Origin of the sequence: Salmonella sp. 32031103-2018-00083-FB-01-SM-01, assembly GCF_017571995.1 — a bacterium.
Classification (GTDB): domain Bacteria; phylum Pseudomonadota; class Gammaproteobacteria; order Enterobacterales; family Enterobacteriaceae; genus Salmonella; species Salmonella enterica.
The window spans coordinates 146665-161482 of sequence record NZ_JAGEQL010000004.1; the positions used below are offsets into that span (position 1 = coordinate 146665).

Below are 14818 nucleotides of genomic sequence, written 5' to 3' on the forward strand. Positions count from 1 at the left end.
TATAACTGATTAACGGAAGTTCTGAATAATGGCAGCATCAATATCCTTAAAGACTTTTACCGTGTTCGATTGCGCGTTACGGTACAAGTTATATTCCGAGAGCTTACTCTGATACGCCGCCAGTAGCGCCGGATCGGAGGGTTTTGCTGCTAATTTATCCAGCGCCTCTGTTACCTGCGTTTGTAGATTATCAACGCCCGTATCAAATTTTGCTGAAACTTCATCCAGATAGCCTGACCAAGGTGTTGGCATAATGACTTCCTTATTTGCGTTAAATTAAAGTGGGCTTGGGAAATACCAATGGCCTGGGCTCATTTTGATATAACCTTCCGCCCCGTACTGAAATGAGCGCCCCTTGAGCCAGTCATCTTTTAATTCGATCGCAAACTGCACATAGCGTCCTCCCCATGTGCGGTAATAGCTATCGACAAATTGACGAGCTCTGAGTATTTCTACATCATCGAGCGCCCCCTGAATAACAAACGTTACGCCCCCCTTATGATTCCTGCGGGAATAAGGTAACGCCTGCTGTTTTAGCCCCGCTTCCGCCTGGCCTGCGGCGGTAACATCGTCCATCAACGTGATGTTAACCGAATCCGCGTAAGGCATTAGCGCTCTCAGCTTTTGACTTAACACCTCGAGCTCTTTCTTGCTCATCGTGTTTCGCTGGCGGCTTAGCCAGAAAACGGGTTTACGCGGCTCATCGAAATGAAGCCGATAATAAGCCAGCTGCGGATAATAGGTATCCAGCCAGGTAGAGATACGCTTATTTTCTTCGTTTTCGTTAATCACTCGCGCATTTTTATCATAATCGCCCCTCGCTAAAACCTGACGAGCCCACAGCGTATCTCTTTCATTTTGCGCAGCGACATAGAGCATTTTGTCCCGTCCTGGCAACACCTGAAAGCGCTCCTTCTCCTGCCCCAATAACGAATCGAGCTCTGCGGCCTGCCGCTGCGGCGAGTTAAGTATCCATAACGTCCCCACCGTCCCAATTCCCAATATAAAAAACCCGGCCAGTGCTGCTACAATTCCGTTTTTAAAACGCGGCTCGTTCTTTTTTGCAGACGTTTCTAACTTCTCAGGCTGCTCGGGCACCCACGGCTCGCTTTCCGGGCGAATCAGGATAAGCAATTCACCGACCTGTATTGGCGTATTTAATTGCACCGAACGAGATTCAGAATTTCCTTCTTTCAGCTCATGGAGTATAATTTCGGTCGCATCCGTATCTACCTGGATTTCAAAATTTACTCCGCCATGGTCCAGCGGGATAAAAAAGCTATCGGCAGGTATATCAGGGAGTTGGCCTGAAGCAGTGAGCGCATCACTCTGACCTACCACAAAGAGTGTTCGGCCTGTCAGCAATGGAAACTCACAGCCGTTCAGTGAGCTGTTAAGTAATCGAACTATGTATGGCCCTGGGCTTGTTATCGTCTTCTCTTTTGATGTTTCCATATATACTGTTAGCGATGTCTGTCGTTCTCGATAGCAGCAGATTACCGCACAGGACACAGGGATTCCTGATGAAAATAGAATGAAAAGTGAGAAATAAAATCAATTTATTCTGTATAATGCGTCTCAACACATATTAAAAGAACCATCATCCCCATTGGGGCTTAAACTACTGTAGATAAATTACCCAAATTTGGGTTCTTTTGGTGTAACAATCAGACCATTGCCAACACACGCTAATAAAGAGCATTTACAACTCAGATTTTTTCAGTAGGATACCAGTAAGGAACATTAAAATAACATCAACAAAGGGATAATATGGAAAATGTAACCTTTGTAAGTAATAGTCATCAGCGTCCTGCCGCAGATAACTTACAGAAATTAAAATCACTTTTGACAAATACCCGGCAGCAAATTAAAAGTCAGACTCAGCAGGTTACCATCAAAAATCTTTATGTAAGCAGTTTCACTTTAGTTTGCTTTCGGAGCGGTAAACTGACGATTAGCAATAATCACGATACGATTTACTGTGACGAACCTGGGATGTTGGTGCTCAAAAAAGAGCAGGTAGTTAGCGTGACGCTTGAAGAAGTCAATGGCCATATGGATTTCGATATACTCGAGATACCGACGCAACGACTTGGCGCTCTCTATGCACTTATCCCAAACGAGCAGCAAACCAAAATGGCGGTACCCACAGAGAAAGCGCAGAAAATCTTCTATACGCCTGACTTTCCTGCCAGAAGAGAGGTATTTGAACATCTGAAAACGGCGTTCTCCTGTACGAAGGATACAAGCAAAGGTTGCAGTAACTGTAACAACAAAAGTTGTATTGAAAATGAAGAGTTAATTCCTTATTTTCTGCTGTTCCTGCTTACTGCTTTTCTCCGACTCCCGGAGAGTTATGAGATCATCCTTAGCTCGGCTCAGATAACGTTAAAGGAGCGCGTTTACAACATTATATCTTCGTCACCCAGTAGACAGTGGAAGCTTACGGATGTTGCCGATCATATATTTATGAGTACGTCAACGCTCAAACGGAAACTTGCAGAAGAAGGTACCAGCTTTAGCGACATCTACTTATCGGCAAGAATGAATCAGGCAGCAAAACTTTTACGCATAGGCAACCATAATGTTAATGCTGTAGCATTAAAATGTGGTTATGACAGCACGTCCTATTTCATTCAATGTTTCAAAAAATATTTTAAAACTACGCCATCGACATTCATAAAAATGGCGAACCATTAACATTTTTTGTATCTGTCACTCAAGTAAAGATTTTTATTAAAATTGTAATAATTTAAAATTCAGACTGCGCATTAACACGCTATATCAGGATGGGAGGCTATTCAATATCATTGTTCTGTCAGGAAGACAGCTTATACTGATATCTCTGGTAATTTAAAGTAAGGCTGATTATATAACACGATTTTTGTGAACTTGTCATCGCTATGATGACTGGTAAATCGATATTGCCTTATTCACAGCGTAACAATCCATCCAGATGACACTATCTCCTTCCGGCTTTAACCCTGTGGATTAAGGCCGGCATTTTATTCATATTTATACATCATCCGTTCCCTCTGGGAACTATTTGCCTGAACGGTCTACACCGAAACAGTCACGCTTGTTAGCTTCTGCCTGGCATACCTCTTCTCTTCCTCCTGATATCGATATAATGCCTGGGGGCCAGCCTGAGGATGATACTGCTCATAACCCCCTGCCTTTTTGACGCTATAGCTGAAGGGTGTAAAGAAAAGACGATATCATTATTTTGCAAAAAAATATAAAAATAAGCGCACCATTAAAAACAGTCTTTCATTTATATTTTGGAACCTAAGACAAATTACACTCTTAAACTTTCAACGAATGGTCATTTAGTGGAAATCTTCGAGAAAAATGGTTCTGATGGTGTAATTATCAGACCATTAACCATGAAGATATAATAAGCAGCATTTACACCCCCAAAAAATGCAGTAAGATAGCTACAAAACTAATCTCTATTGCAATGAGGCCAAGTTAAATATGTAAATATTTAGATGCCCGGCGCTGACTCTCTGCACCAGGATATACGACAGCGTCCATTCGATAATCACGGTTAGTTATAACAATATTATTACCAACATGTCAGTTATTTAAAGCACAGGCATAAGCTAAATAATCAAATGTTAAAAACATATAAACCCGAGCCCGTAGAATATGACATTAAGCTCATAATAAAAGCTCAACCTGACCGTTAGTACTAACAGCAGAATTACTGAAACAGTAGATTCTATCCTAACGACTTGTATTAGCTATTATAACTTTTCACCCTGTAAGAGAATACACTATTATCATGCCACATTTTAATCCTGTTCCTGTATCGAATAAAAAATTCGTCTTTGATGATTTCATACTCAACATGGACGGCTCCCTGCTACGCTCAGAAAAGAAAGTCAATATTCCGCCAAAAGAATATGCCGTTCTGGTCATCCTGCTCGAAGCCGCCGGCGAGATTGTGAGTAAAAACACCTTACTGGACCAGGTATGGGGCGACGCGGAAGTTAACGAAGAATCTCTTACCCGCTGTATTTATGCCTTACGACGTATTCTGTCGGAAGATAAAGAGCATCGTTACATTGAAACACTGTACGGACAGGGCTATCGGTTTAATCGTCCGGTCGTAGTGGTGTCTCCGCCAGCGCCGCAACCTACGACTCATACATTGGCGATACTTCCTTTTCAGATGCAGGATCAGGTTCAATCCGAGAGTCTGCATTACTCTATCGTGAAGGGATTATCGCAGTATGCGCCCTTTGGCCTGAGCGTGCTACCGGTGACCATTACGAAGAACTGTCGCAGTGTTAAAGATATTCTTGAGCTCATGGATCAATTACGCCCCGATTATTATATCTCCGGGCAGATGATACCCGATGGCAATGATAATATTGTACAGATCGAGATAGTTCGGGTTAAAGGTTATCACCTGCTGCACCAGGAAAGCATTAAGTTGATAGAACACCAACCCGCTTCTCTCTTGCAAAACAAAATTGCTAATCTTTTGCTCAGATGTATTCCCGGGCTTCGCTGGGACACAAAGCAGGTTAGCGAGCTAAATTCGATTGACAGTACTATGGTTTACTTACGCGGTAAGCATGAGTTAAATCAATATACCCCCTATAGCTTACAGCAAGCGCTTAAATTGCTGACTCAATGCGTTAACATGTCGCCAAACAGCATTGCGCCTTACTGTGCGCTGGCAGAATGCTACCTCAGCATGGCGCAAATGGGGATTTTTGATAAACAAAACGCCATGATCAAAGCTAAAGAACATGCGATTAAGGCGACAGAGCTGGACCACAATAATCCACAAGCTTTAGGATTACTGGGGCTAATTAATACGATTCATTCAGAATACATCGTCGGGAGTTTGCTATTCAAACAAGCTAACTTACTTTCGCCCATTTCTGCAGATATTAAATATTATTATGGCTGGAATCTTTTCATGGCTGGTCAGTTGGAGGAGGCCTTACAAACGATTAATGAGTGTTTAAAATTGGATCCAACGCGCGCAGCCGCAGGGATCACTAAGCTGTGGATTACCTATTATCATACTGGTATTGATGATGCTATACGTTTAGGCGATGAATTACGCTCACAACACCTGCAGGATAATCCAATATTATTAAGTATGCAGGTTATGTTTCTTTCGCTTAAAGGTAAACATGAACTGGCACGAAAATTAACTAAAGAAATATCCACGCAGGAAATAACAGGGCTTATTGCTGTTAATCTTCTTTATGCTGAATACTGTCAGAATAGTGAGCGAGCCTTACCGACGATAAGAGAATTTCTGGAAAGTGAACAGCGTATAGATAATAATCCGGGATTATTACCGTTAGTGCTGGTTGCCCACGGCGAAGCTATTGCCGAGAAAATGTGGAATAAATTTAAAAACGAAGACAATATTTGGTTCAAAAGATGGAAACAGGATCCCCGCTTGATTAAATTACGGTAAAATCTGAGAGAGGAGATATGCATTATTTTTTTATCATCGTAATCTGGTTGCTTAGCATAAATACTGCATGGGCTGATTGCTGGCTTCAGGCTGAAAAAATGTTCAATATTGAATCCGAACTACTTTACGCTATCGCCCAGCAGGAATCGGCGATGAAACCAGGCGCCATTGGTTATAACCGAGATGGTTCAACCGATCTTGGCCTGATGCAAATTAACAGCTTCCATATGAAAAGGCTGAAAAAAATGGGGATTAGTGAAAAACAGTTGTTACAGGACCCCTGCATTTCTGTCATTGTGGGCGCATCCATTTTATCAGATATGATGAAAATCTACGGTTATAGCTGGGAGGCCGTTGGCGCTTATAATGCCGGGACGTCACCGAAACGATCGGATATAAGGAGGCGTTATGCTAAAAAAATTTGGGAGAATTACAGAAAATTAAAAGGGATGTCAGCAGAAGAGAAAAACAAAAGACTTTCTATCGCGGTAAACAAATAATTATACAGAAATAGCTTACTTTCAGATAGTTCTAAAAGTAAGCTATGTTTTTATCAGCTTGCTGTCGTCATAAGCAACTGGGCTTGCATTGCTTTTAGTTGTACAAACTGTGAGGCGTCTTCCAGCATTCTATTGTTCCGTGAATCCCGGAAATCTGCACGTACCTGCTCCAGATTACTATGAGGATTATCCTTAAGTACAAGAGCCGCCGCCATCGTTCCGGTTCTCCCCACTCCGTCCAGACAATGAATCATCGGTAAATACTTATCTGATGAACTACGCCCCGGCGCGCCATTTTGGTTACTATTTTTCACCCTATCTGCCAGGTATTCTAACTGATCAGTAGACGGTAACGGCTGGTGATCTGGCCAATTTTTCACATGCAATACCGGGATTGTATACTGCTTTTCCCCGCAGGACAGGTGCATATTGTATTGGTCTATCGCTCCTCCCTGACTGGCTGAGCTCACTTTTTGGCTGTTGGTATGCACCTCGCCAAAAGTGTAGCTCCCTCTGAAATAGGGTGGTAATTGTTTTGCCTGCATCTGATCTTCCGACGTTAACACCACCAGGCACGAGCATTCTTTTTCAAGAAGCATTTTCATATGCGCTTCCAGCGCGTCCGGCGTATTTTTTGGGTACGAACCGGCTAATGCCACAGGCTTACCGTCAAAAGTTAACGTATTCACTGGCACAGGCATTCCATCGCTCAGTTTCACTTGGGTTTGCTGATTAATTGGAATGCTGCTGACCGCAAACCGTGCCAGGCCCAGTGTCGGTCCGCTCATCGTCTGTGGCATTGGCGCGCCGGCTTCTATTTTCTCAAGTTCAGCTGTAACGTTTTTCAGTTCTTTAGCAATAACGTGAATTTTTTTTACAGCCTGGGTTAATTCATGAGTAGAGGCTTTATCAATCCACCTCTCAACCACTCCCCCACAGGTTCCCCATTGTGAGAACCTGTCTGCTCCTATCTGAATATTTTTTAACGTTGTAACATAATCATTAAATTGTTTAGCCTCTGGAATTTTATTTAAATTCTGTAAATTCGTCATTAATGAACGTAGCGGGCCGTTACCTGAAGCCATCTCCTGGAAGTTTTCTCGCAGGCTATTTCCATCCATTTGTTCCAGTTGCGGTATTGTTCTCTTAAGTCCTTTTAGCGCGATATCGAGTAAAGGTTGCTTACTTTCTGCTCCAACATCGTTATTTTTTTCTGCCACTTTTGTATCGCCGCCTTTTATGACTAAAGCGGCATTCATGACACCAACATTATCCTTGCTCTTAATAAGGTTTATAAACCCTTCGTCAGCAGCTTTTACACACTCCGTGATCTGCACTGCTAAACGTTGGGTAAGGGGTTTGTTCATATTTATACGGGACATTAACAGTGCGTTATTGACCGCTGTTTCCCCATATTTTTCCGTTAGTGCCTGGAGAAATGTTTGTAAAATTTTCTGATCCTGTCCCTTGATGTTTTCCGTATGTTTTTGCACCACTTCAGTGTTTTTAAATAACGGCATTTTTCCAAGCCAGGTTAATACTTTTGACGAAAATTTTTCAGGCGCAACATATGCCTTATCAGTATTTTCCTTAGCAATATAAAGTCGGGCATCATTCGACACACCAACTTTTGAAAACGAAGACAACGTTAAATTATTCAATTTTCTCTCCTCATACTTTAGCATATTCCTGCAGTATGTTTTTGAGCGCTTCCTGCTGATTCACAAATGACTCAAGCTGCGATATAATATGGTAAGTATTTGTCAGATCGGTAATTGCATGTATAAACAACAACGTCTCTGCGGCCTCAATATACGCTAACGTACCTTCATTATTCGCAGCCAGTTCACCATTAATCACCATAATCTGCCGCCAGATAGAATCGCCACAAACAGGCGATAACGGTATAATCATACCGTTCAATAACCAGATATCATCTTTAGCTTCAATAGACGTAAAAATATCGCTATCGAGTAGTAATAAGCACTGATTGTTGTCGTCAAAAGTGAGCGGTAAACCCAATTTCTCACCAATATTAGCGATAATATCCTGGTGTGCTTGCAATTTACTTTCCTCTTGAATTATATCTTTTATAAGATTGCTTCTTCAAATTTAATCTGGTTACACAATGTCTTGATACTTTTTCGCGCCCATCGCCGGGCGCAATATTTCTCTCCTTTAATCCAGTAGAATAGCCATTCACTACGCATCGGAACACATATCAGCAGCTCCTTCGGATCATTTTCAACATGACGTAACTTGCCTTTAATAACAAAACGCGGACTGTCAGCAATATCATCATATATTGCAGCCATACCTGAACCGGGTACTACGTGTGTGATGATTTTCATAACAATTAATCTTGTTCAATTGTTGTCGAGCGAGAGAAAAATACTACACCCTGGACTCAAGACTTTTTTTAACAACACGGCATATATCCGCAAAGGTCGTCATATCAGGAAGATCGTTTTCATTGCAACTAATGTCAAACTCCTCACTAAGACCAAATACAATATCAATTAAATCCAATGAGTCAGCATAAAGATCCTCAACCAGATGGGTCTGACCATTGATACTATCAACATCAACGGCAATACAGGAGGTGATCACTTTTTTGACTCTTGCTTCAATATCCATATTCATCGCATCTTTCCCGGTTAATTAACGCTGCATGTGCAAGCCATCAACGGTAGTAATAACCCGATCTACGCCAGGTTTATTCAGGTATGACTCGTAAGCCGGGCCAGCTCGCCAGCTACCGTCTCCGATAAGGCCGTCCAGCACATTACTTAACACATAGTCAGTTTCCCCTTTTTGCCTGGTCAACCCCGCCTCTCTGGCAAACTGCAGTGCAATCTCAGCCAGTTTTTCTTTTTGTGGATGATGAGTAATGACCTCTTTAAGCGTATCCATTTTCGCTTTCAATTCTGGGTGCTTGTCAATATCGCTACATTGCGCTTTCAACGCTGCACTCTTTATCGTGTCATTGGGTAATATTTCCGCACGCAAGCCGTCAAACGCTCTGCGTACAGGGAACGGTGTCGAGGTATCCGGCTCCAGGGCTTTACGTATCACACCCAAAAACGCCTCACGGGCGTTGAAATGCATTGAATGCATATTCGTAACGCTCGGTACTGTTGAGAGGAAACTATTTTGCTTAAACTTCAAACCAGAAAATGGGCCAGTCTTATCTGTCTGGCTATTATCATTATCGGTCGTACCGGCTTTATTACCTGTAATTACCGTCGAGTCTGATTGTAAGGTATCGATATTAACATTCTCGACGCCAGCCAGTTGACTGGCAAGCGGCTTCACATTCACAATCTCTGCCGTCTGGCTTTGCTGTTTATTATCATCAACGCCGTGCACCGTGGCCTGTACCGGCTTGCCGATAATGCTCTTGCTGGTTACGCCATCAACTTCATCAAAAGAGGTTGTTTCACCCGTAGTGCCCTTTTCTGACGTGACCACCTTTCCATCTTTACTTTCGGATGAAGAGTTGGTCACAGCCTCTGCCGTCGCATGAGCCGTGATGTCAATTTTACCTGCGATGCCATGGTCAATTGCCCCTGTGTTGGCGCTGTGTGCCGTCTCCGTTTGATGCGTAGTCGAATCCACACGCGAATGACTATGACTTACGTTGCTGCTGTTAGTCGAATGGTGTGACTCGCCATGGCGTTGGCTGTTATCAATAAATGTTCGGCTATTATCAATCGTCTTCCGGCTATTATCATGGTTGCTATTATCGATATGGCGCTGGCTATTATCGACATGGCTTCGGCTATTGTTAATATGCTTACTGTTATCCACGCTATGGTTACTGCTATCAATATTAATATTGATATTAATACCCGTAGGTTCTGCTTTTTTCCCACCATCAGGTACTGGTCCAGCCGCAGGTTCCGGAATTTTAGGGTCAGGCAGTTTATCTGCAGGAATTTGTGCAAAAACATTACGTAGCAGCAGGGGTATCAACGTTTGCATTTCAAGGTGCCGGGCTTCCCGTCCTACGCTGGTACCCTGCTCTTGCGTTAATTTTTGGTGGCACATATCAAGCGCCTCAACCGCCTTCGCCGCCGCTTTGTCAACAAGGTGCGTAAGATTGCTGCGGGTTAACGGATCTAACGTACAGCCAAAGTTATGTTCAATGCAGCTGGCAATATAGGGCATCACCTCCTGCATAACAAGATTCGTCGATAATTTACTTAATTCACCGCCAGTGTTATTTTTGATAATATCTAACAGCTGCTTTTCCAGGTTTTCCAGCTTCGCTTCCGCTTTCTTTGTTTCTGGCAGCCATGGCCCAAAAGCTGACTTTTCTTTCAGGCCATCTTTTATGATTTGCGCGGTATACTCTGCCCCCACCTTCATCAGTAGCGTCTTCGCCTCAGGAGAATCACTGGTGGCGTTGAGCGCTGAACGAAAGAGCCCGGCAAACTCCATTATCGCTTTCTTACCGGCGACATTATTTGAATTGGTAAAAACTTCTTTTAACGCCTCAGCGTCTTTCCCGCATTTAAACAATGCATCCAGACTCGCCTGTTTGATCAGCGCGGGAAAATCTTCCAGTTGCGGGCCTTTAATTTCCCCTGACAGCGTCGCTGTGGCACTTTCTCTGACTGCGGAAAGATTCGCCGCAAGATTCGTGGCCTGCGTTTTGATCTCGGTCTGCATACCTGGCATCATGACGGGGGGCTGAGTTCTTACACTTGTAACCATTATTAATATCCTCTTCTATTATCCTTGCAGGAAGCTTTTGGCGGTTTCCAGGCTGCTACTTATCGTACTGCTCAGCACTTTTACCAGGTTGTCGTACAATGAATTGGCATTGCTGTATTTTTGCGTCAGCGTCTGTAATGTGGTTTTCAGATTTTCTTCCTGTGCTTTAAAACCCGACTGCCAGGCTTGATATTTGGCGTTATCCAGTTCAAGGGCTGAACCCGATCCTATTCCATTAAGATCGCTAACCATTTTGCTCAGTGGCCCCGTATCCACCAGTACGACATAACCAGAACCAGACGCCTTTAGACAGCTGTCCGGTAAATTCAATTCTTTAATCCACTGCTCAGCTTCCGCTTTCGTTGCTGTTGTCACTCCGCTGCCAGTTTGCGAGGGAAATAAAATCGTATTTTTATTTATTTGAGTGTATTTATTAATTAAACTACTTATTTCACTTTTAAGTGAGTCAACATTTAGCTTAATGGTATTTCCATCCTTACCAGGCGATAACCAGCCTCCCATTTTGGAAAGAATATCACTGAAGGCCTGATAAAAATCGGTATAGACTGCGACAACGTTTTCATAAACGCCCAGATAGCTGTCACCTATCGCCGATATATTTTGGGAAACCATATCCCAAATCTCAGCATCAGAAATGGTTGTTCTCGGCTGCGCCATAGGCGAAGCGCTAAATAAGGCCGACGTCGGCGCAGAAAACGCGCTCCGCAGGTTCTCATTTTGTTCTGCGGATAATGACACGCCAGACTTCGCCAGCGCATTCAGGCTGCTGGTCAACTGCTGGCGCGCCAGCGTGCGCTCGTCATTATTCTCTTCAGAGATCGGTGGCGTTGACTGCAGCGTCTGCTGTGCCTGCTGGATTTTAGTAGCCGCCTGCGATAATGAAATGATATCTGTGCCGCGATGTTCTGTGGTAGACGGTACCACGGTAGTCTCGACGTGCTCGCTCGCCGAGGGAGTCTGCGGCCGTTCGGCAACGATCCCCGGATGAGGAGAAGCGGAATAATTTTGAATATTAAGCATAATATCCCCAGTTCGCCATCAGGAGCGCGATTAAATCACACCCATGATGGCGTATAGATGACCTTTCAGATTAAGCGCGAATATTGCCTGCGATAGCAGCAAGTGCGGATGCTTTCGACTGGTTAATGCTCTCCATTGTTTTCAGCATTTCCTGAATCAGGCTGGTCGATTTACGTGAACTTTCACGGGCTTCGTCCGATGCGGTGCTGGCAACACGGTTATTCACCTGGCTAATTTGCTGCTCGGAACGTTCCTGAGTAGCGGCGTACTGCCCGGACGCCCCTGCAATACCACCGACCGTGACCGAGTTCTTCATAATCAGATCGCCCGTCATCTGCATCTTGCGCGCATCAATTCGGGTCATATCCATGGTATTCTGCTCAAGACGAATATCGGATTCGACAGACTCAAGACGTTTCGACAGAATAGCCTGATGTTCAGGGGAGATTTGTTTATTACTGTCTTTAATACCCAGACTTTCCGTGGCGCTGGTTCCGGCATTAGATTTAAGCGTCGCATCATTAAGATTTTTCGTCGCATCGGTACCGGTTTTCTTCATATTTAACGATTTCAGAGAATCGACGCCTTCAGCACCGAGTTTGACGCTATTCTGCCCGTTCAGCACGTTTTTAATACTGTGGCTTTCAGTGGTCAGTTTATCGATCTTCGCGGCATTATGTTTAAGCGCGCCTCTTTCATTCTGCAGCCCCTTATATTCCAGTTTGGCGCCCACGCCAGTGATCCCCAACTGAAGCGCGCTCTGGGAAATACTACCGGACAACGCATTCATCCCTTCGCGCATCATGGAGCTTGCCGTCGTTTTAGCTGCATCAAAGCTGACTAATGACAACTTACCAGACAGTTTGCTATCAGCCTGGTTCAACGTCAGCATTAACGTATTCGCGGCAGCCAACAGCGCAACGGCACTGGAAGACATTCCGCTAATATCAAAAAACTTTCCGACTTCTGCCTGCTGCTCGCGTAACTGGGTTTGCACAACCTCATTCGCTTTAGTCGTGACATTATTTGCCAGGGCATTCAAATCCTGATTCATGTCGGTATTTTGAATACTGGCTTTTAAAAAGGACGTGATCGTTCCGGGGGTTTGCGTTAATACCCCTGGCGCAGGCGCGCTCAGTGTAGGACTCAACCCCAGGTCACTGACTTTACTGCTGCTAATACCAATACTATTCAGAATATCTTTAGCGCTAACGGATTGCGAAGCTGTCTGTGAACTATTCTCAACAGAATGATTATTTAAATAAGCGGCGGGATTTACTCCCACATTACTAATTAACATATTTTTCTCCCTTTATTTTGGCAGTTTTTATGCGCGACTCTGGCGCAGAATAAAACGCGAAGCATCCGCATTTTGCTGTACCGCAGAAGACATGGCTTTTTGCAGTTCCGCCGTTACCTTCTGGTTTTCACCAAATATTTCTACGGATTGTTTAAGCCACTGCTGAATCTGATCCATGGCAAAACGGGCGAGCATAAAATCAGCAAGCGCCTCGCTGGCATTTTTAATAAATACGCCCTCGGCAACACCACCGGCTGACTGGGCTGCGGTATTCGTGACTTCCATGCCCAACGCCACTTTATTTAGGGTATTACCTACCAGCTCTTTACTTAAGGCATTCGTTTGCAGGCCCATCTTGCTACCCACATTACCCAGACCGCTAGTAATACGTTGCATCCCCTGGGTAAAGAGTTTGCTGCCGTTTTGTGCCAACTGTTTCAGCACGTTAGGCACCAACTTCTTAATCGTTTCGCCCATCATTTTGCTCAGCGCGTTACCCAGTTTCGCCGCCGCGCCTTTCCCGACAACTGCGACCACCACAATGACCGCTACCATGGCAATAGCGGCGACAATCGCACCAACAATGCTGCCGGCCATCTCTGCCGTTTTCTTATCGACGCCTAATCCTTCCAGCGCTTTGGTAATCGCCTTGCCAATCAGCTCCATTAACGGCTTCAGCACATGCTCCATAATCGGGTTCAGCGCCTGCTGAATAAACGACACCCCCGTCGCCGCCTTCACAATTTCATCGGCAACCATTACCGCAAGTCCCACCGCAGCCAGCGCCAGACTCGCCCCACCGGTAAAAACAGCGGCCACAACGCTGACAATGGTTAGCAGCGCGCCGAGGACTTTCCCGATACATCCCATAATGCGGTTCGTTTCCTCGGCTTTGCGCGTCTCTTCCTGGAATTCAGCCGATTTCTTTTCCATCTCCGCCTGACGCCCTTCCTGCAAGGCGTTGAAAAGCGCAAGATCGTTTTGCAGGCTTTCTTCCGTATTTTTGCCCACAATCTCAATAAACATGGCCATGAGCATAGTGAGGCGGGCGACATTAGACAGATTATCCTGCTCACCCTGGGAAACCTGATTCTGAGAGGCGGCATTAGCCGTTCCCTGGAATTTGGTCAGAATGTTATCCGCTTTCTCGGCTTTCGCTTTGGCGTCTGTGCCTGCTTTAACCGTCGCATCCGTGGCCTTATCTAATGCCTCTTTCGCCTCTGTCGCTTCTTTTCCGGCCTGTTCTACCGCGGCTTCAGCTTGTGCATAGCCGGGGTCAGCCGGGTCCAGCGATTGCAATTTATTTTGCGCCTGCGTCAGTTTTTTGGCCGCTGCGTCATAAACACTCTTGGCGGTATCCGTCTTTTTGATGCTGGCTTCATAGAGATCCGTCGCCTCCTGAGCCTCTCCCAGAGCTGTCTGGAATTCTTTCGATACCTGAATCCCCATCTCTTTTTGTGACTCAATCATCGCCTGCCATACCGCCAGACGAGACTCCAGTTGAGACAGCGAAACATCGCCCAGTAGGGTCATTAACTTGCCAAGCAGTAATGTCAATTGCCCTTCGCTGGAGAGTTTTTCCCGGGCGGCGTCCGTAGGCGGCTTTAGACCCACCGTATTAATAGCGCTCTCGCCGGACTTTGTTCCAGCTTTAAGGTCGCCCGCTTTCGTTGCCACCACATCTTTAAAAGCTTTATCCGCCGCTTTTAAAAAGTCCGTGTTCTTACGAACGCCTTCAAAAGCCGCCTCAGCGAGGCGCGGATTTTGGGTATATCCGCTACGGCTAATGCTACTTGCGTCATTTACCAT

13 protein-coding genes are annotated in these 14818 nt (G+C 44.8%); 3 read left to right on the forward strand and 10 right to left on the reverse strand.

The genetic code is table 11. The features are described from left to right. Window positions 1–9: 9 nt before the first annotated feature. Complete coding sequence (prgI, locus tag J4614_RS13410) at window positions 10–252, reverse strand: type III secretion system needle filament protein PrgI (RefSeq protein WP_001143113.1); 243 nt, start codon at window positions 250–252, stop codon at window positions 10–12. Window positions 253–276: 24 nt separating this feature from the next. Continuing rightward, window positions 277–1455, reverse strand: coding sequence for a type III secretion system inner membrane ring protein PrgH (prgH, locus tag J4614_RS13415; RefSeq protein ID WP_000450196.1), 1179 nt, complete (start codon window positions 1453–1455; stop codon window positions 277–279). Between the two features lie 315 nt (window positions 1456–1770). Between prgH and hilD the strand changes: the two genes are divergently transcribed. From hilD to iagB, 3 genes are all read left to right on the forward strand, one after another. Next, window positions 1771–2700 (forward strand): transcriptional regulator HilD, encoded by a 930-nt coding sequence (gene hilD / locus J4614_RS13420; RefSeq protein WP_000432701.1) that lies wholly within the window; start codon window positions 1771–1773, stop codon window positions 2698–2700. 1087 nt (window positions 2701–3787) lie between these two features. Further along, window positions 3788–5449, forward strand: coding sequence for a transcriptional regulator HilA (gene hilA, locus J4614_RS13425; RefSeq protein WP_001120090.1), 1662 nt, complete (start codon window positions 3788–3790; stop codon window positions 5447–5449). Window positions 5450–5466: 17 nt separating this feature from the next. Further along, complete coding sequence (iagB, locus tag J4614_RS13430; RefSeq protein WP_058344397.1) at window positions 5467–5949, forward strand: SPI-1 type III secretion system invasion protein IagB; 483 nt, start codon at window positions 5467–5469, stop codon at window positions 5947–5949. A 53-nt stretch (window positions 5950–6002) separates the two neighbouring features. On the opposite strand, the gene sptP is transcribed toward iagB, so the two are convergent. From sptP to sipB, 8 genes are all read right to left on the reverse strand, one after another. Next, window positions 6003–7634 carry an SPI-1 type III secretion system effector GTPase-activating protein SptP gene (sptP, locus tag J4614_RS13435; protein WP_208293204.1) on the reverse strand — a complete coding sequence of 544 codons (1632 nt, stop codon included), beginning with the start codon at window positions 7632–7634 and terminating at the stop codon, window positions 6003–6005. Next, window positions 7621–8013, reverse strand: a complete 393-nt coding sequence (sicP, locus tag J4614_RS13440; protein ID WP_001147854.1) for a chaperone SicP — start codon at window positions 8011–8013, stop codon at window positions 7621–7623. The genes sptP and sicP overlap by 14 nt, the downstream gene beginning before the upstream one ends. Before the next feature lie 26 nt (window positions 8014–8039). Next, window positions 8040–8300 (reverse strand): hypothetical protein, encoded by a 261-nt coding sequence (locus J4614_RS13445; protein ID WP_000692251.1) that lies wholly within the window; start codon window positions 8298–8300, stop codon window positions 8040–8042. 43 nt (window positions 8301–8343) lie between these two features. Then, window positions 8344–8592 carry an acyl carrier protein gene (locus J4614_RS13450; protein WP_001055579.1) on the reverse strand — a complete coding sequence of 83 codons (249 nt, stop codon included), beginning with the start codon at window positions 8590–8592 and terminating at the stop codon, window positions 8344–8346. Between the two features lie 18 nt (window positions 8593–8610). Continuing rightward, window positions 8611–10668, reverse strand: coding sequence for an SPI-1 type III secretion system effector SipA (gene sipA, locus J4614_RS13455; protein WP_208293205.1), 2058 nt, complete (start codon window positions 10666–10668; stop codon window positions 8611–8613). 18 nt (window positions 10669–10686) lie between these two features. Continuing rightward, window positions 10687–11709, reverse strand: a complete 1023-nt coding sequence (gene sipD / locus J4614_RS13460) for an SPI-1 type III secretion system needle tip complex protein SipD (protein WP_208293206.1) — start codon at window positions 11707–11709, stop codon at window positions 10687–10689. A gap of 70 nt (window positions 11710–11779) precedes the next feature. Then, on the reverse strand, window positions 11780–13009 hold the full coding sequence (sipC, locus tag J4614_RS13465) for an SPI-1 type III secretion system needle tip complex protein SipC (RefSeq protein WP_000909028.1): 1230 nt from the start codon (window positions 13007–13009) through the stop codon (window positions 11780–11782). Between the two features lie 27 nt (window positions 13010–13036). Continuing rightward, the gene (sipB, locus tag J4614_RS13470) at window positions 13037–14818 is read right to left on the reverse strand and encodes an SPI-1 type III secretion system needle tip complex protein SipB (RefSeq protein WP_000245782.1); all 1782 of its coding nucleotides are present in this window, start codon (window positions 14816–14818) and stop codon (window positions 13037–13039) included.